Genomic DNA, 15,428 nt, shown 5'->3' on the forward strand with positions numbered 1-15,428 from the left:
CAGGACTGTTGTACTACTTGCAAGCCAAAAGCTAGTTAAAGGTTTAGATTTTTAATGTAATTTCGATAGTTTGCTTCGTTTTCAAAATAGGAAACTTCACCCTGATCGCCGGTAATTGCGATGGAAGCCATCGCCTTATCCACTTCTTTTTTTGAAAAAGGATCAATAGCCACACGTATCGCAGCTTCTTGGGGTATGCGCTTTTTACACATTTCACAGCAGCCATAATAATCCTTACCCTCGTGTCTGACCAGCAATTGTTTTTTCCCCATAAAAGCATCATTCACCATGCAAACTTGTGCTGTAGGCACAAGATCGCCCACCTTGTATTGAACGGACTGTACAGGCAAACCGATAGCAGGATCAGTAGAAGCTATTCGATCTTCAGCTTTGGTATTCGTTTGTGAACTACCACAGGCCGTTAAAGACAACACAACAACCGATAGGATAGCTAGGAAATAATTCATAACTCAGCCGATTAGTTTAACGTTTCTACTGTACTTCCACAACTGATCATTTGTACGCCAAAGAATGGGTTTTTCACGGCATTCTCCTTACTTAACCAATGCGCTCCCTTGCCTTCATTAAACATGGGGCAGTGCTGATAATAAATAGGTCCATCCACTTTACTCACCTTCAGAAGCTCATACAACGTAGTTGAAAGAGATGCAAAAGCCACACGTTGCTTAGCCACATCTTTATTTTTAGTTATACCTGCCGCATCGGTTGCCAGCTTATTCATAACCTTCATCCATACCGTATGTTCATCATGGCTAAGTTTATTCATATCGACAGCTTTGATTGCTGCTTGAAATGCCTCTGCCTGAGCTGCAGCTGCCACCGCATCTGTCTTCACCAAAGCATCCTTTAGCGCAAAATAAGGATTTGTCAACAGCGCAAACGCGGTCTTTTCATCGGCTGATTTTGTATTCGCCGAAGGTTGAATTATCGTTTGTACGCCCTGGCTATGATTCGTATGATCGACCTGATGTTCAGTGCCATTTTTTAATGCGGGTTTTAAGATTCGTTCATATTGTTCAGCTTTTGCCAATTGAATATAAGCATCATCTGGAGCCAGAAATTTTTCATTGTCGAACCCCGCCAATGCAATACGCTTAAGGACCTCATCCGCGCTTGTTTTTGAAGAGTCGTAGGTAACAACCGCTAGCTTGGTTGTCTGATTCCAGTCAACTTTAGCAAATTGTCCGTCCTTACCTTCTTTTTCAATGATCGTTTTAACAGCCGGAGTATTTCCAAAAACCTTTACAGTCGCTGTCTTTGCATTTTTAATTTGTGCATGTGTATGTTGGGTGGATAGTAATACAGGGATTACCAAACCAAGTAATGAAATTAATCTCATGATTATGATATGTAGTATATAAAAGAATACTGACGAAAAACCCTTCTACAGCGATTTACTGTATTGGCGTATTGAATCCGATAGATTCAAAGGGGATTTTCATAAGCTAAATAAACGGGGTTTTGGATAGAGAAACCGATCCAAAAAGACATAGCATGGGCTAACAGTCTAACTTTAAGCGATCTGAGGAGGTTGCCAAATGGAAAAATAGGCATCTGCGCAATAAGGTTGTTTATAACGCGCATAAGCGTTTAATGCATCAGCATGCAAGGGTAAAATAAGCTGAGCTTCGATTACTGAAACAATAGGATTACATTGCAGCGAGGTGCGGCATGATTTTTCGCCACAATGTTTACCACAGTCATCCCCATGGTGATCAGATTTTGGCGATTCAGCTCTTTCATCTTTACAACAATCTTCTGTTCCGACATCTTTTATATGTTGTCTTTCATCAAGACAACAGGATTTTTCTTCCTGTTTTGGCTTTTCGGACGGTTCGTGGCAGGCAAATAACCTATGGGGTGCTAAAAAAAGCCCCAGCATACAGATTATAAATACGATATTGCGTTTTGCCCACATAACGGATTAAATTTGATAAGTAGAGATGTGCTACTTTGGAGGTAAATTTCGGTAGAATTTACGAATGTACAATTGTAATATTTCCTATTTTGTTTATAATATTTTGATTTGCTGTATTTCCGATTCTCGGCCTGACCACATAAAAACTATTTTTCGAGTCCTTTGATCCAGTTAAGCATCAACAGACAGCCGGGTGCATACACTCCTCCATGATCAAAACCCTGCAGTTGGTACAACGAGGTTTTGGGATGCCCAACCTGTTTTAAGATCGCTGCCAAATGTGCGTTTTCCTCAAACCGTGCGGCCATTTCCAATTGTTGATCGCCAGTGATCAGGAGAATTGGCGGTGCATCCTTCCGTGCAAAAGAAAGTGGTGCAAACTGATCAATCTGGGGGATCACCATAGATTGACCACGTTCCTTTTTAATTGTATAATGCGTATTTGTTTGCCCACTAATCGGCGCCAGCCCTTTTATATTATTTGCATCAACACCAAATTTTTGAAGGTAATGCTTATCCAAACCAACCATTAAAGCCAGGTATCCGCCTGCAGAATGCCCCGACACATAAATTTTTGAGGGATCTCCACCATAGCTGGCAATATGTGAAAATGTCCATGCAACAGCCTCAGCAGCATCTTCAATATAGCTCGGCGATTTCGCTTTGGGGCTTAGCCGATAATTTACCGCTACAACCGCTACACCTTTCTCTTTAAGTTCAAGTGGAATAAATTTATTTCCCTCCTCTAGTCCACCTCCATGAAACCATACGATGGTAGCAAAATTTTTACGATCAGTCGGGATATAGATATCCAATTTACAACGTTCTTTCTTATAAGAATCTGGTTCATCAGGTTTACAATAGGCAACGTCGGTTGTCGTTTTATATTGCTGCGCAAAAATCAAACTCGGTGAAAACAGAAAAAAGAAGATAACAAGCAATTTGGAGGACATATAAATCGTATTTAAGTGTTAAATAGCTTAAAGTTAACAAAACTCAATCAAAACTATTTAGTTGAGCTAAAATAAGTTTCAACTTTACACTTTTTATTTTATATTGATAATTATCTGGCGATAGATATAACAAAACCCAAATTTTCCTGTTATTAACTTAGAAAACATCATACATTATATGGAACAGATAAAGATTGAAACCCATATCAACGTACGCGTAGAAACGATCTGGAATGCGTATAACTCAGCCGAGGATATCATGCAATGGAACCATGCTTCAGACGATTGGCACTGTACAAGTTCAATCAATGATTTACGCATTGGCGGAAAGTTCAAAAACCGCATGGAGGCAAAAGACGGATCTATGGGCTTTGATTTTGAAGGCAGCTACACCGCACTTGAACCCTTTAAAAAAATAGCCTATGTTATGCCTGATGGCCGTCATGTTGAAGTCAACTTCAATGCAAAAAAGTCTGCTACGGATATCACGATAATTTTTGATGCAGAAACGGAAAATCCAATTGATATGCAGCGTAATGGATGGCAGGCCATACTCGAAAATTTCAGATCCTACGTTGAAAACACCTATGCAACGACACAACTCGGGTAATCGTATGAATGATGAACAAACTTAGCTTGTCTTTTCATGCGATCATCTTTTAAATAAAGGATATGCTTAGGATTCTTAAAAGTATAGTTATATTTAGCCACTAATTCATCTTCCCTTCTCCATTAAAAGCGGGGAACGATACCAACAAAACGCGATAAAAAGATTACATATGACAATAATTAACAATTATGAAGAGTACAAAGCCTTTGAAGGAAAATCATTAGGCGAATCCCAATGGCATGTTATTGATCAAAAACAAATTAATCAATTTGCGGATGCAACACTAGACCACCAATGGATTCATTTAGATAGCGAAAAGGCCAAAACGGATAGTCCTTTCAAATCAACTATTGCCCACGGCTATCTGACCTTGTCCCTTATTCCTTATTTATGGAAACAAATTGCTGAAGTAAGAAATGTCAAAATGGAAATCAATTATGGGATTGAAAACTTACGTTTTGCACAACCCGTTTTGGTTGACAATGCTGTACAGCTACATACACAAGTAAAATCGGTGGTCAATTTGAGAGGGGTTGTTAAAGTTACCATTGAAGCTACATTGAAAATCAAAGACAGTGCAAAACCGGCTTACGTGGGTGATGTTATCTTTTTATATCATTTCAATTAATTCCAACATTAGACTATAGGCCATTGGCGAATTCTTATACATGCGCAATAGCTTTCAAATAAAACTTATTACAAATCATAAGGATTATCCTTATGATTTGTTGCTTTTAGCAGACGAAACCATTCATGCAATCGACAAATACCTCTATGAATCGATGGTTTATGTTGTCTATGAAATGGTAAAACCTATCGCTGTTTTCTGTTTATATCCGGTCAATACGGAAACATTAGAGATTAAAAACATCGCCGTATCACCAGAGTTTCAAGGCATGGGCCTCGGAAGTCAACTACTTGATTTTATCAAGGAGAACTACCAGCAATACCCGAACCTGATTGTGGGTACCGCAGATTGTGGTCTGGCTCAAATTCGTTTTTATGAACGAAATGGCTTTGTTAAATACGCTATCCGTAAAGATTTTTTCATCGAAAATTATGAGCTGCCTATTTATGAAAATGGTCAACTGTTGAAAGATATGATTATGCTGAAGTATACGTTAAATGCCTAAAGGCAAAAATAAATATAGACAAGTACCGGTATTGATAATCCCAACCACAGCACTACTCCTTGTAGTATTGCTTTAAAACCTACTGCCAACAAAACCTCCCTAGACAAACTTGCTCCAATTAAAAACAAAGTTAAGGTAAGCCCCATCTTTGAAATATAGACGACATAGCCTCCTATATGCTGAAAAAAAGGGATATAACTTGTTAAGATAACCGCCAATACAAATAGACCAATAAAATATGGTATTTTAATGCTCGTCCCTTTGGTCTTGAATGCTACAGCACTTAAACAGGCGATCGGAATAATCCATAAAGCTCTAGTTAATTTTACGGTTGTCGCGACCTGTAGTGCTTCATTACCATACTTACTCGCTGCACCAACGACAGAACTGGTATCCTGTATAGCAACCGCGCACCATAAACCAAATTGCGTCTGGCTGAGATCAAGCAAATGACCGACAACAGGAAATACAAATAAAGCAATGGCATTCAGTACAAATATGGTCCCTAGCGCCACGCTTACTTGCTTCTCATTGGCTTTTATAGTTGGTGAAACCGCCGCAATAGCACTTCCACCACAAATGGCCGTGCCGACAGAAATCAAATAAGCGGTTACCTTTTCCAACTTGAGTAACCTACCCAATAGATAGCCCAATGATAATGTTCCGAGAATAGAAATAACGGTTAACACAAACCCTTGCTTACCCGTTTGGATAGCCGTATCGATATTCATTCCAAAGCCAAGTCCAATGACAGAAATCTGTAACAAAATCTGTGTTGCCCTGTGATTGACTGCCAGAAAGGGATGACCGATCCATTGTGCCACAATAATACCCAAAAGTAAGGCAAGCGGAGCTGAAACAAATGGGGTAAGACACAATACAAATAAGAGTATAAAAATGATTTCCCGAACGGAGATCTTTCGATTGAGTAGCTGCTTATAACGAATTGTCGTATTTATTTTTTTGTCCATGACAATGATACATTGATTTGGCACAAAATTGAATAACTCTCAATTATTTTAAAAGACACAATTATAAATGAGTCATAACAATTGGTTATAACAAACAACTACATTTTAGCCAAAATAGCTAAAGAATACGTTATAAAAATGAAATAATCCTTATTGTTAGAACATTAAAATATTACGATAAATGATTATATTTCAAATAGGTTACTAAACAGATGGATTAAACTCGACTTAATAATTATATACCGATGAAACTGACAGCCATTCACCCCAAACTGCCCATGCGCAACAAAACCCTCACAAAGGATTTTTATCTACATAAACTTGGATTTTCATTATGTGGCACTGCCGACTATGAAGGGTATCTGATGTTGAAGAAAGATGATATTGAAATTCATTTTTTTGAATTCCAAGAACTTCCACCCGAAGATAATTATGGTATGGTTTATATACGTACAGACGATATTGATTGTCTGTATGAATCTTTTCAAGAAAATAACGTTGAGATTCATCCCAATGGTAAACTTGAGATGAAGCCTTGGGGTCAGCGTGAGTTTTCGATTTTAGATCCCGACAGCAATCTACTAACCTTTGGCGCCGATGCTTAGACATTGAAAAGCCCACTAAAGATTGCTAAAAATAAGCGAAGATCCGTAGTGGGCTTGGTATTGTTCGTATGGGTTCTTAGCCAAAAAGGTCTGAACTCAAATAACGATCACCTCGGTCACAGGCAATAAAGACAATAAGGCCTGCTTCGATTTCATTTGCAATTTTAAGTGCTCCGGCAAAAGCTCCGCCGGTACTCATTCCGGCAAAAACACCTTCGCGCTTGACAAGCTCCCGCGCAAACTCGGTTGCTTCCTGTTGGGATATATCGATGACACGATCTACCCTGCTCGGATCAAAAATCTTGGGCAGATATGCTTCGGGCCAACGCCGTATACCTGGTATCGAGGATTCCGGAGTAGGCTGGCAACCTACAATCTGAATAGCTGCATTTTTCTCCTTCAGATAGATGGAGTTTCCCATAATTGTACCTGTAGTACCCATAGCGCTTACAAAATGTGTAATCTTTCCGTCTGTATCACGCCAGATTTCAGGTCCCGTTGTCTTGATATGTGCTTCGTAATTATCCGGATTTGCAAATTGATTCAATATAAAATAACCTTCTTTTTCGGCCTTTTCTTCTGCATAATCGCGGCATATTTCCATGGATTCCAATAAGGTGACTTTAGCGCCATAAGCCTCCATCGTAAGTGTTCGCTCCCGTGTTGAAGAAGCCGGCATCACAAGCTCAAGGTTAAGTCCATATATACCTGCAATCATAGCCAGTGCGATTCCGGTATTTCCACTCGTTGCCTCAATCAATTTGCTATCTTTTGTAATGTCACCGCGCTCCATCGCCGAGCGGATCATATTTAGTGCCGCACGATCTTTCACCGAACCAGCAGGATTATTCCCCTCCATTTTCGCAAATATCCGCACCTTGGGATTTGTATGAAATTGTGTTATCTCGACTAAAGGCGTATTTCCTATGGTATCTATGATATTTCCCATGGTATCTATATTATTGGTTTCGAATCTATAAATTTTGATGTGGCCTGATGATATACGGTGGTATAAGGCTCTACAGAACTTGTCAACCAAACATTCCCGCCAATGACCGAATGATGGCCGATGTGTGTTTCACCGCCGAGGATGGTGGCCCCTGAATAGATAATGACATGATCACCGATTGTCGGGTGGCGTTTTACATTGGAAAACACCTTATCAACACTCAGCGCGCCCAAGGTTACACCCTGATAAAGCTTCACGTAATTACCAATGGTGCAGGTTTCACCGATGACTAATCCGGTGCCATGATCAATATGCAGATGATGGCCTATCGTTGCTCCGGGATGGATATCAATACCTGTTTTAGAATGGGCATGTTCCGTCAATATGCGCGGTATCAAAGGAACACCCAAGCGATGCAGTTCATTGGCCATTCGGAAGATACAGATGGCAAAGAAACCGGGGATAAGTACGTACGACTTCTCTTTATTCTGTGCTGCTGGATCCCCATCCATCAATGCGTCTGCATCCCAGCACATCAATTCATAAAGCTGTGGAATCCGTTCAAAAAACTTGTGCGCTACTTCTGAGTGATTGCAGCTTTGACAAGCTTTGGATTTGCTCAGGAGTTGCTCCAGTTCTAATTCAAATTGTTCCAAAAGCGAGCTTCACATCATCGACCGATTTCATCTCGCTAGAATTTCGTTCGGGGAAGAGCACATCCACAATTCGGATAGCCCAGCCGCAGATCTTCTTGTTAGAAGGCATTTCTAGAACAGCCAATTGCTGTTCATAGATATGTTGATAAAAATCATGCATCTTCACTAGTTTATTAAAACAAATATACTATACAATATTGATAGATTAAGCCTTATTATCAAAACTTAGCCCCATTGCCGATCATTGAGCTCATTTGATGAGCAGAGCATATCTTTTAGCTTAGCGAACCAAGCGTTCAAACAGCTCGTTCAATGTTGCTTCGGGATCCTCACATAATCCGGGGTGTGATGCCGAGCATTGAATCAGGGTACTCCGCTTCGCTGTGAGCCAACGAAACCGTTCAGTGATATCTAACTCGGCAAGTTTACCGGCATCTTTTTCGCCGTGGCAGATTCGCTGGAAGGAAGACAGATGATTTTCGATCAACTCCAACTCGATATTCGGGCAAAGAGCACGCACTTTTTGTTCATTGACCAGATAAACCATCTTCGCAAAACGATACTTACGACAATAAAGAGCTACGCCTACATTGATAAATTCCTCTCGCTCCACTCGTGGTATCAAACGTACCACAGCATACTCATATACGGTCTTTTCTGGCATCTTCTATTTGTTTTTACAAAAATGGATGAATTGGCTACACGTTGTTTCAGGAAAGAAACATACACTTCGCGCGCATCGGCTGCGGAGAGCTCAACGTTCGGCATCTTCCAGCCATTCATCGGGTACCACCGCCAATATTCCACGAAATACCGCTTCCGTAAAAACGGAACGATATTCCTGATCTATTTTCTCCACCATACTCGCATTTTGAGCAGTACGTGATCTTTAATCTGAACAAATGGTTTTAGGGATTGTTCTTCCCAGTTATCCCAACTGTGATGAAAATATAAGGAAGCGCCGTGATCTATCAACCAAAGTTCTTTATGCCATATCAGCATATTTGTATTCCGAACGGTACGGTCAACATTCATCAAGAGAGAATCCAACCAGACAATTTTCGAAGCTTCCTCCGCGCCGATGGCATCAACATTCGCATCAAATGTGATGGCTCCACTCAGAAAATGAAGTCCCAGGTTTTTGCCTACACTAAATTTGAGCAGATCCTGAATTTCTTCATCGGGTTCTGTACGGCCAAAGGATTCGTCCAGCTCCGCAAATACAATTTCGGGAACCCTCAATTTTAGAAATCTTGCTAGCTCTCCACCGATCAGTTCTGCGATCAATGCTTTTCGTCCCTGACCTGCCCCTCTAAATTTTATAACATAACTAAAGCCGTCATCGGCATCGACTAATGCGGGCAAAGACCCTCCTTCCCGAAATGGCTGAACATATCGGATGATCTCTACATCTCTAATAACAGGTTGTTTAAAATCCATGAATTATATTTTTACGATCTTCAAAGTTGGCAATACCATGCAAACTGATCAAAACTTATCTAAAGTTACCTATATTTAAACGTTTGCAGCTATAGGAAACGAGAAATTCACGTCATGTACTTGCACAATGCCGCTACTCTTTGTCCCTGCGAACTATTAAGTGTGGTAATATCCAAAATTATTGCTTATATTTTAGCAATAAAGCACAAATTGTACATTCATTTGACCGTTGGAAGTATTATTTTCTAATTATATTTGTAGTGTAATCACAACTTGTCTCATCAAGTTTCTTCAATCAACGATATGGATACCATTCAGGAATATAACAATGTTATCAAACATTGTCAGGATTTATTTATTAAAAAAACAAAAGATTATGGAACGGCCTGGCGGATTATGCGCCTATCTTCCATTACAGACCAGATTTACATTAAAGCACAACGTATACGCACGCTAGAAATCAAAAAAGGTTTCCAAAGTTGGCGAAGGCATTGTCGACGAATATATCGGTATTATCAATTACTGTGTCATGGCCATGATTCAGATTGATTTGGGTGAAGATGGTGAAGAAAATCTGGATCCAACTTTTGTGAATCAGAAATATACCGAAAAGGTTACCGAGACCAGAGATCTCATGCTTGCCAAAAACCACGATTATGGTGAAGCATGGCGCGATATGCGTGTTTCTTCCATGACAGATCTGATCTTGATGAAAATTCACCGCGTTAAACAAATTGAAGATAATGATGGGCAAACCCTTGTTTCTGAAGGCATCCATGCCAACTATCAAGATATGCTCAACTACGCAGTTTTTGCATTAATTAAATTAGGAATTGCACAACAATAATCGGATTATGACAGCCACACAGCAGCGTACCAAAACAAATTATCTTTTAGGATTTTGCCGGATTTTTACGGGACTTTTGTTCATATTCTCCGGTTTTATTAAAGCAAATGACCCGACAGGGTTTGGCTATAAGCTTCAGGAATACTTTGAGGTCTTTCATCTCACAGCTTTTAATGAATACGCCACTGCCATGGCCGTGGTGATATGTGGTTTTGAAATTTTGTTAGGCGCACTTTTATTACTTGGGGTTTATGCAAATACAGTTGCCTGGGGCCTGCTGCTGCTGATCCTCTTTTTCACCTTTCTAACCTTCTATTCGGCATTTTTTGAGGTCGTGACCTCATGTGGCTGTTTTGGGGATGCCATCCCACTCACACCTTGGCAATCATTTTCTAAAGATCTGGTGCTCTTGGCCTTGATCCTTATTATATTTTTTAACCGCAAACAATTACGATCAATTATCAAAGGATCAGGCAATCAATTCGTTGCTACTGTGATTACAGCGATCATCTCCTTAGGTATTGGTGTTTACACCGTAAACTACCTTCCCTTTATTGATTTCTTACCCTACAAGGTTGGCAACAACTTACCTTCATTAATGGTATTACCTGAAGGCAAACAAGGCGATGTCTTTGAGCAAATCTATACCATGAAAAACAAAAAGACAGGCGAAACCAAAAAGGTCAATGACAAAGTCTATATGGCTGACAAGCTATGGGAAGATGAATCATGGGAAATTATAGGTGAGCCTGAGAGTAGATTAGTAAAAAAAGGATATGACATCCCTATTCCTGATCTCTTAATTACAGACGCTGATGGTGCAGATCATACACAGGAAATCATTGCCAACCCGTATTATAACCTTGTGATCGTTGCAAAAGATCTTTCTTCGACCAATATTGATGCTATCCAAAAGATCAATCAGACAGCCATTCAGTTAACAAAAGATTATAATGGACTGCGCGTTGTTCTATTGACTGCTTCTGCATCCAAAGACGCGCAATATCTGAGTGATAAAATGCAATTAATTGCGGAGATATTCTATGCCGATCTCATTCCTCTGAAAAGCATGGTGAGAGCAAATCCTGGTGTACTGCTCCTAAAAGGAGGCAACGTCGTCGGAAAATGGCACTATAATAATTTTCCGGATGCCAAAACCATTGAAGATAAATTTCTAAGTAAAGACAAATAGTACCTATGCCTAAACCTATATTTTGATTGGTTATATGGGAAGTGGAAAAACTACCCTGGGTAAGAAACTTGCCACCAAACTCGAGCTCCCTTTCATCGACACTGATGAGGAAATCGTCAAACAAATTGGCATGAGCATTACCGAATATTTTAGTCAGCATGGTGAAGACGCCTTCCGGACATTAGAACGCGAGCAATTGCGTAAATTTGCGGAGAATGCTGCCGTAATATCTACGGGTGGTGGCGCCCCCTGTTTCTTTGATAACATGGAATGGATCAAGGCGAATGGTTATGCCGTCTACTTACAGATGTCGCCCAAAGCACTTTTTGACCGTCTTTCTCAATCTAAATTACACAAACGGCCCATTCTGATCGGAAAATCACCGGAGGAACTAAGGCTATTTATTGAAGAAAAGTTGATCGAAAGAGAACCTTATTATACACAGGCACATTTGACGATTGACCAATTAAACACGAGTGTCGAGACACTGGCCGATTTGATTAATCAGTACAATAGATAGACAATGAATATACGTACCCCCCACTACTTCCTTTTATTGATCTGCTTTATCGTAAGCAGTTGCTTTCGTAATGGAGCCAATACGGATGGCTTGCCGGTGGGTAAACGTATACAGCTCCAAAATGTGGAGGAATTATATCAGTTTTTGACCTATGATGATAATCGTTATCCATTAGTCAGTTTGCATCGTGGGGCCCCGCATCCGGATACCCGGAGAATGCAATCGAAACTTTTTCCTATAACGCGAGCTTACAGCCAGTCCTTGTTGAATGTGATGTTCGTATCAGTAAAGACTCAGCATTAATATTAATGCATGATAATACGCTAAACCGAACAACCACAGGTAGAGGGACTGTGAACGCCAGCACATTGGCTGAGCTCAAAAGTCTTCGTCTATTGGACAATAACAAAAAGATAACGCCCTATAGGATCCCTACGCTGGAAGAAGCACTTGCTTGGGGAAAAGGAAAGGTAATCTTCACCTTAGACATTAAAAATGATGTCCCTTATGAAGCCGTTATCAACGCTATTCGCAAACAAAGAGCAGAATCCAGCGTAGTCATCATTACGTATAGTGCCAACCAAGCGGCCAAAGTGCACAGTCTGGCGAGCGACATCATGATTTCGGCTTCGGTCAATAACATTGAGGACCTTGCTCGTCTAAATGAAAAAGATATACCCGACAATCGCTTGTTAGCTTTCGTCGGAACACGTGAAGCAGATCCAGCATTAACCAAAATACTACATGACCATGGCATCATGTGCATATTGGGTACACTGGGGAACTTGGACAAACAGGCCGACAAAAAAGGCTTTCAAGTTTATGCTGGGTTTATTGATCGCGGCGCAGACATATTAAGTACAGATCGACCTACGGAAGCAGGGCGAGCGCTGAATTTCTACATCAAGAAAAGAGGAATTACTTCGAAATTTATTCAGTAAGACTGATAACATCATTTCTCCACCTCAAATCACTACAGAAATCATTTCGCCATCAAATATCGCACTTGACACTGCATCGCATCATGAGCTTAGGCTGCCTTTCAGCTAATCGCTGTTAGTGTAAATTTCAAATCCTAATCTTATATTAAGATTTATCAGATTTTCTTTGAACTGAAATTCTCCGGATCAATTTATAAACCTCAAACCATAAAACGGATACTGCAGCCACGGACAGCGCTATTCCCAATTCATATCCACTTAGGGCTGTTACAGCAAAAAATTGGGCAACAGGAGCAACATATAATATCACCGCTAAAAATAGAAGCACAGCGATCGAAATCCCAACGAGCAGCAAGTTTCGGTTTTTAAAACTCTCCAGGATACTATAATGGAAAGATCGATTGGCATAACTCAGTAAAATATTGGCAAAGATTAAAGTAGCAAAAACCATAGCCCTTGTTTTTTCCTCGGTTCCCCCTTCTGAACAGCAAATTGATAAACAAAAAGAATTCCTATGGTGATTATCAGGCCTTGAACAATGCTGATTCCAAGCTCATTTATACTCAAAAAAGTATCGCTCATAGCTCTAGGAGGCCGCTTCATGGTATCCTTTTCAATAGGTTCATTTTCATATACAATCGAGCAAGTAGGCCCCATGACCAATTCGAGGAAAATCACATGCACAGGGCTAAAAATCTGCGGAAATACCCAGCCTAAAAACAAAGGGAGTGATACGGTCAAAATAATGGGGATATGAATAGAAATGATGTATTGAACCGCCTTCTTGATATTTGCGTAAATTCTTCTTCCAGCGGCTATACCGATTATTAACTTTTGTAAATCGTCGTTTGTGATAATCAATGCCGCGGCTGATTTTGCAATTTCAGTACCTTTATTGCCCATTGCCACGCCGATATGGGCTGCTTTTAATGCTGGGCCATCGTTCACCCCATCGCCAAGCATCGCCACGACCTCGCCTTTCTTTTTCAGGGCATTTACAATGGCCAGTTTAGCATCCGGAAACATTCTGGTAAATAGCGTTGTTTGCTCTGCTATCGCCATAATTTCAGCTTCGGACTTGTTTACGATTTCACTGCCATTGACCGGCGCAGACAAAATACGAATTCCGGCCTGAGCTGCTATTGCTTGAGTCGTATCGGCATTGTCGCCAGTAATCACATTGACTTTAATCCCCGCATCATAAATATCTTGAAACACGTCCTGAATACCCTTTTTGGGCGGATCATAAAATACCGTCAACCCTAAAAATTGGAACTCAAATTCCTGTTGATTCGCAGGGAAATTATTGCCTTCGAATGTCGCTTTCCCCACACCTAATAAGCGAAAACCCTGCTCTCCATAGGATTTAACAATAGCCCTAATTTTATTTTTCTCCTTATCGGACAGATTGGATACGCTAAGTATAGCCTCCGGCGCCCCTTTGGCAGCAATAATCCGATCTTTTCTTGTATTTTCGAAAAGATGGGTCATCATCGGCGGTTTACCCTCTAAAGGATATTCATGAAATAGTGCATATTCCTTTCTGAGGTCCCGCTTTTGCGTTTTTTCATATATTTTATGTAACGTAATTTCCATGGGGTCGAAGGGCACAGGCTCACTGCTCCACATCGCATAATCGATAAGCTCTCTTAAATCGGATTCATCAAACCTTTCCTGATCATAAGATGAATCCGTAGCATAATTATAGAGGTATTTCAATTGCATGGAATTCTCTGTAATAGTCCCGGTCTTATCGGTACAAATAACCGTCGTACTGCCCAAAGTCTCAACAATACTGCTTCTTTTGATGATAATCCCCTCACGCATGAGCTTCCATGCGCCAAGCGCCATAAAAGTCGTAAATGCAACAGGAATCTCTTCTGGCAACACAGACATCGCCAACGTAAGTCCATTGAGCAAGCTCGCCACCAAATTACCACTATCAATAAAACTGTATATACATACGAATAAAAAAATGAGTATACCGACAATGGCCATTGCTTTTACAAACTTTTGGATTTGCACCTGCAATGGCGAAATTTCTTCTTTGATATTCTTTATCGATTCACCGATTTTCCCAACACGTGTCTCTTTACCGATTTCAGTAACTTCAAACACGGCTAGGCCCGAGACCGTAACTGTCCCACTGTAGACCAGATTATCCTCGGACTTACTGTCCTTAAAGACCGAAAAACTTTCCCCTGTCAGCGAAGATTCATTGACAGAAAAATCGTTACTATGTAAAATACGACCATCAGCGTTTATAATTCGACCTTCCTCTGTAATACAGAGATCGCCCACAACAATCTCATGTGTTGGAATTTCACTAACCTTACCATTTCGAATCACAGTGCTTAATGGTTCATTCAGCTTTTCAAGTTCCTCCAGGGCTTTTTTGCTACGATTGTCCTGATAAAAGGAAATTGCCGTAACGGCAACAATAGCGACAAACATAAATACGGCCTCTCCGTAATTCCCCACAAAAACATAAATCATCGAGATGATAATCAATAGAATCAGCATAGGCTCCTTCAAAATATCCACAAGCAGTTCAAACCATGTATTCTTGTGGCTATCGCTCAATTGATTCCAACCATATTTAGCTCGGGAGGCATGCACCTCAGTTGCGGAAAGACCTTTCAGATTCTCGGGAATATTATATGACATATCGA

At 40.4% G+C, this 15,428-nt stretch carries 20 protein-coding genes and 1 pseudogene; 9 read left to right on the forward strand and 12 right to left on the reverse strand.

Annotation, left to right across the window (positions count from 1 at the left end):
- Nucleotides 1-35: 35 nt before the first annotated feature.
- From DTA23_RS02070 to DTA23_RS02085, 4 genes are all read right to left on the reverse strand, one after another.
- Nucleotides 36-467, reverse strand: a complete 432-nt coding sequence (locus DTA23_RS02070) for a hypothetical protein (RefSeq protein WP_112373691.1) — start codon at nt 465-467, stop codon at nt 36-38.
- A gap of 11 nt (nt 468-478) precedes the next feature.
- Nucleotides 479-1,360: a DUF3347 domain-containing protein gene (locus tag DTA23_RS02075; RefSeq protein WP_112373692.1), complete on the reverse strand. Its 882-nt coding sequence runs from the start codon at nt 1,358-1,360 to the stop codon at nt 479-481.
- 174 nt (nt 1,361-1,534) lie between these two features.
- Nucleotides 1,535-1,903, reverse strand: coding sequence for a hypothetical protein (locus DTA23_RS02080; RefSeq protein WP_146752993.1), 369 nt, complete (start codon nt 1,901-1,903; stop codon nt 1,535-1,537).
- A gap of 182 nt (nt 1,904-2,085) precedes the next feature.
- Nucleotides 2,086-2,892 (reverse strand): alpha/beta hydrolase, encoded by an 807-nt coding sequence (locus DTA23_RS02085; protein WP_088160362.1) that lies wholly within the window; start codon nt 2,890-2,892, stop codon nt 2,086-2,088.
- Between the two features lie 178 nt (nt 2,893-3,070).
- On the opposite strand from DTA23_RS02085, the gene DTA23_RS02090 reads away from it, so the two are divergent.
- The 3 genes from DTA23_RS02090 to DTA23_RS02100 all read left to right on the forward strand — a co-directional run bounded on the left by DTA23_RS02090 (nt 3,071) and on the right by DTA23_RS02100 (nt 4,635).
- Nucleotides 3,071-3,502 carry an SRPBCC domain-containing protein gene (locus DTA23_RS02090; RefSeq protein ID WP_075991220.1) on the forward strand — a complete coding sequence of 144 codons (432 nt, stop codon included), beginning with the start codon at nt 3,071-3,073 and terminating at the stop codon, nt 3,500-3,502.
- 169 nt (nt 3,503-3,671) lie between these two features.
- Entirely contained in the window at nt 3,672-4,130 is a 459-nt protein-coding gene (locus DTA23_RS02095; protein WP_046673910.1) for a MaoC family dehydratase, read from the forward strand.
- A 40-nt stretch (nt 4,131-4,170) separates the two neighbouring features.
- Nucleotides 4,171-4,635: a GNAT family N-acetyltransferase gene (locus DTA23_RS02100; protein ID WP_088160361.1), complete on the forward strand. Its 465-nt coding sequence runs from the start codon at nt 4,171-4,173 to the stop codon at nt 4,633-4,635.
- Here DTA23_RS02100 and DTA23_RS02105 read toward each other — a convergent pair.
- A complete protein-coding gene (locus DTA23_RS02105; protein WP_112373694.1) occupies nt 4,632-5,606 on the reverse strand; it encodes a YeiH family protein in 975 nt (324 codons plus the stop codon). The two genes, DTA23_RS02100 and DTA23_RS02105, sit on opposite strands and share 4 nt — an antisense overlap.
- A gap of 245 nt (nt 5,607-5,851) precedes the next feature.
- On the opposite strand from DTA23_RS02105, the gene DTA23_RS02110 reads away from it, so the two are divergent.
- Nucleotides 5,852-6,211 carry a bleomycin resistance protein gene (locus tag DTA23_RS02110; RefSeq protein WP_088160359.1) on the forward strand — a complete coding sequence of 120 codons (360 nt, stop codon included), beginning with the start codon at nt 5,852-5,854 and terminating at the stop codon, nt 6,209-6,211.
- Nucleotides 6,212-6,287: 76 nt separating this feature from the next.
- On the opposite strand, the gene cysM is transcribed toward DTA23_RS02110, so the two are convergent.
- The 5 genes from cysM to DTA23_RS02130 form a co-directional block, all read right to left on the reverse strand.
- Nucleotides 6,288-7,160, reverse strand: coding sequence for a cysteine synthase CysM (gene cysM / locus DTA23_RS02115; protein WP_088160358.1), 873 nt, complete (start codon nt 7,158-7,160; stop codon nt 6,288-6,290).
- A gap of 5 nt (nt 7,161-7,165) precedes the next feature.
- The gene (locus DTA23_RS02120) at nt 7,166-7,816 is read right to left on the reverse strand and encodes a serine O-acetyltransferase (protein WP_370445045.1); all 651 of its coding nucleotides are present in this window, start codon (nt 7,814-7,816) and stop codon (nt 7,166-7,168) included.
- Nucleotides 7,803-7,976 (reverse strand): hypothetical protein, encoded by a 174-nt coding sequence (locus DTA23_RS30150; protein WP_370445046.1) that lies wholly within the window; start codon nt 7,974-7,976, stop codon nt 7,803-7,805. Before DTA23_RS30150 ends, DTA23_RS02120 begins: the two co-directional genes overlap by 14 nt.
- 120 nt (nt 7,977-8,096) lie before the next feature.
- Nucleotides 8,097-8,480: a DUF3037 domain-containing protein gene (locus DTA23_RS02125; RefSeq protein WP_046673904.1), complete on the reverse strand. Its 384-nt coding sequence runs from the start codon at nt 8,478-8,480 to the stop codon at nt 8,097-8,099.
- A gap of 182 nt (nt 8,481-8,662) precedes the next feature.
- Complete coding sequence (locus tag DTA23_RS02130) at nt 8,663-9,256, reverse strand: HipA family kinase (protein ID WP_370445047.1); 594 nt, start codon at nt 9,254-9,256, stop codon at nt 8,663-8,665.
- Nucleotides 9,257-9,559: 303 nt separating this feature from the next.
- On the opposite strand from DTA23_RS02130, the pseudogene DTA23_RS02135 reads away from it, so the two are divergent.
- From DTA23_RS02135 to DTA23_RS02150, 5 genes and pseudogenes are all read left to right on the forward strand, one after another.
- Nucleotides 9,560-10,103, forward strand: a pseudogene (locus DTA23_RS02135) (DUF1599 domain-containing protein).
- Between the two features lie 7 nt (nt 10,104-10,110).
- Nucleotides 10,111-11,295 (forward strand): BT_3928 family protein, encoded by a 1,185-nt coding sequence (locus DTA23_RS02140; RefSeq protein WP_112373695.1) that lies wholly within the window; start codon nt 10,111-10,113, stop codon nt 11,293-11,295.
- Between the two features lie 22 nt (nt 11,296-11,317).
- Nucleotides 11,318-11,815, forward strand: a complete 498-nt coding sequence (locus DTA23_RS02145; protein ID WP_370445048.1) for a shikimate kinase — start codon at nt 11,318-11,320, stop codon at nt 11,813-11,815.
- Nucleotides 11,816-11,818: 3 nt separating this feature from the next.
- On the forward strand, nt 11,819-12,118 hold the full coding sequence (locus tag DTA23_RS28355; RefSeq protein ID WP_256602628.1) for a hypothetical protein: 300 nt from the start codon (nt 11,819-11,821) through the stop codon (nt 12,116-12,118).
- Complete coding sequence (locus DTA23_RS02150; RefSeq protein ID WP_256602853.1) at nt 12,037-12,756, forward strand: glycerophosphodiester phosphodiesterase family protein; 720 nt, start codon at nt 12,037-12,039, stop codon at nt 12,754-12,756. Before DTA23_RS28355 ends, DTA23_RS02150 begins: the two co-directional genes overlap by 82 nt.
- Nucleotides 12,757-12,901: 145 nt before the next feature.
- Here DTA23_RS02150 and DTA23_RS28360 read toward each other — a convergent pair whose 3' ends face one another.
- Together DTA23_RS28360 and DTA23_RS02155 are read right to left on the reverse strand one after the other, a co-directional pair.
- Nucleotides 12,902-13,207, reverse strand: a complete 306-nt coding sequence (locus DTA23_RS28360) for a cation transporting ATPase C-terminal domain-containing protein (protein ID WP_256602629.1) — start codon at nt 13,205-13,207, stop codon at nt 12,902-12,904.
- Nucleotides 13,189-15,423, reverse strand: a complete 2,235-nt coding sequence (locus DTA23_RS02155) for a cation-translocating P-type ATPase (RefSeq protein ID WP_256602630.1) — start codon at nt 15,421-15,423, stop codon at nt 13,189-13,191. Before DTA23_RS02155 ends, DTA23_RS28360 begins: the two co-directional genes overlap by 19 nt.
- Nucleotides 15,424-15,428: the final 5 nt, after the last annotated feature.

It is taken from the genome of Sphingobacterium multivorum (assembly GCF_900457465.1).
GTDB classification, from domain to species: domain Bacteria; phylum Bacteroidota; class Bacteroidia; order Sphingobacteriales; family Sphingobacteriaceae; genus Sphingobacterium; species Sphingobacterium multivorum.

Bases quoted from the DNA above. Each gene is read 5' to 3' on its own strand.
- DTA23_RS02070 (WP_112373691.1), bottom strand. From the start codon at position 467: ATGAATTATTTCCTAGCTATCCTATCGGTTGTTGTGTTGTCTTTAACG.
- DTA23_RS02075 (WP_112373692.1), bottom strand. From the start codon at position 1,360: ATGAGATTAATTTCATTACTTGGTTTGGTAATCCCTGTATTACTATCC.
- DTA23_RS02080 (WP_146752993.1), bottom strand. From the start codon at position 1,903: ATGCTGGGGCTTTTTTTAGCACCCCATAGGTTATTTGCCTGCCACGAA.
- DTA23_RS02085 (WP_088160362.1), bottom strand. From the start codon at position 2,892: ATGTCCTCCAAATTGCTTGTTATCTTCTTTTTTCTGTTTTCACCGAGT.
- DTA23_RS02090 (WP_075991220.1), top strand. From the start codon at position 3,071: ATGGAACAGATAAAGATTGAAACCCATATCAACGTACGCGTAGAAACG.
- DTA23_RS02095 (WP_046673910.1), top strand. From the start codon at position 3,672: ATGACAATAATTAACAATTATGAAGAGTACAAAGCCTTTGAAGGAAAA.
- DTA23_RS02100 (WP_088160361.1), top strand. From the start codon at position 4,171: ATGCGCAATAGCTTTCAAATAAAACTTATTACAAATCATAAGGATTAT.
- DTA23_RS02105 (WP_112373694.1), bottom strand. From the start codon at position 5,606: ATGGACAAAAAAATAAATACGACAATTCGTTATAAGCAGCTACTCAAT.
- DTA23_RS02110 (WP_088160359.1), top strand. From the start codon at position 5,852: ATGAAACTGACAGCCATTCACCCCAAACTGCCCATGCGCAACAAAACC.
- cysM (WP_088160358.1), bottom strand. From the start codon at position 7,160: ATGGGAAATATCATAGATACCATAGGAAATACGCCTTTAGTCGAGATA.
- DTA23_RS30150 (WP_370445046.1), bottom strand. From the start codon at position 7,976: ATGCATGATTTTTATCAACATATCTATGAACAGCAATTGGCTGTTCTA.
- DTA23_RS02125 (WP_046673904.1), bottom strand. From the start codon at position 8,480: ATGCCAGAAAAGACCGTATATGAGTATGCTGTGGTACGTTTGATACCA.
- DTA23_RS02130 (WP_370445047.1), bottom strand. From the start codon at position 9,256: ATGGATTTTAAACAACCTGTTATTAGAGATGTAGAGATCATCCGATAT.
- DTA23_RS02140 (WP_112373695.1), top strand. From the start codon at position 10,111: ATGACAGCCACACAGCAGCGTACCAAAACAAATTATCTTTTAGGATTT.
- DTA23_RS28355 (WP_256602628.1), top strand. From the start codon at position 11,819: ATGAATATACGTACCCCCCACTACTTCCTTTTATTGATCTGCTTTATC.
- DTA23_RS28360 (WP_256602629.1), bottom strand. From the start codon at position 13,207: ATGGTTTTTGCTACTTTAATCTTTGCCAATATTTTACTGAGTTATGCC.
- DTA23_RS02155 (WP_256602630.1), bottom strand. From the start codon at position 15,423: ATGTCATATAATATTCCCGAGAATCTGAAAGGTCTTTCCGCAACTGAG.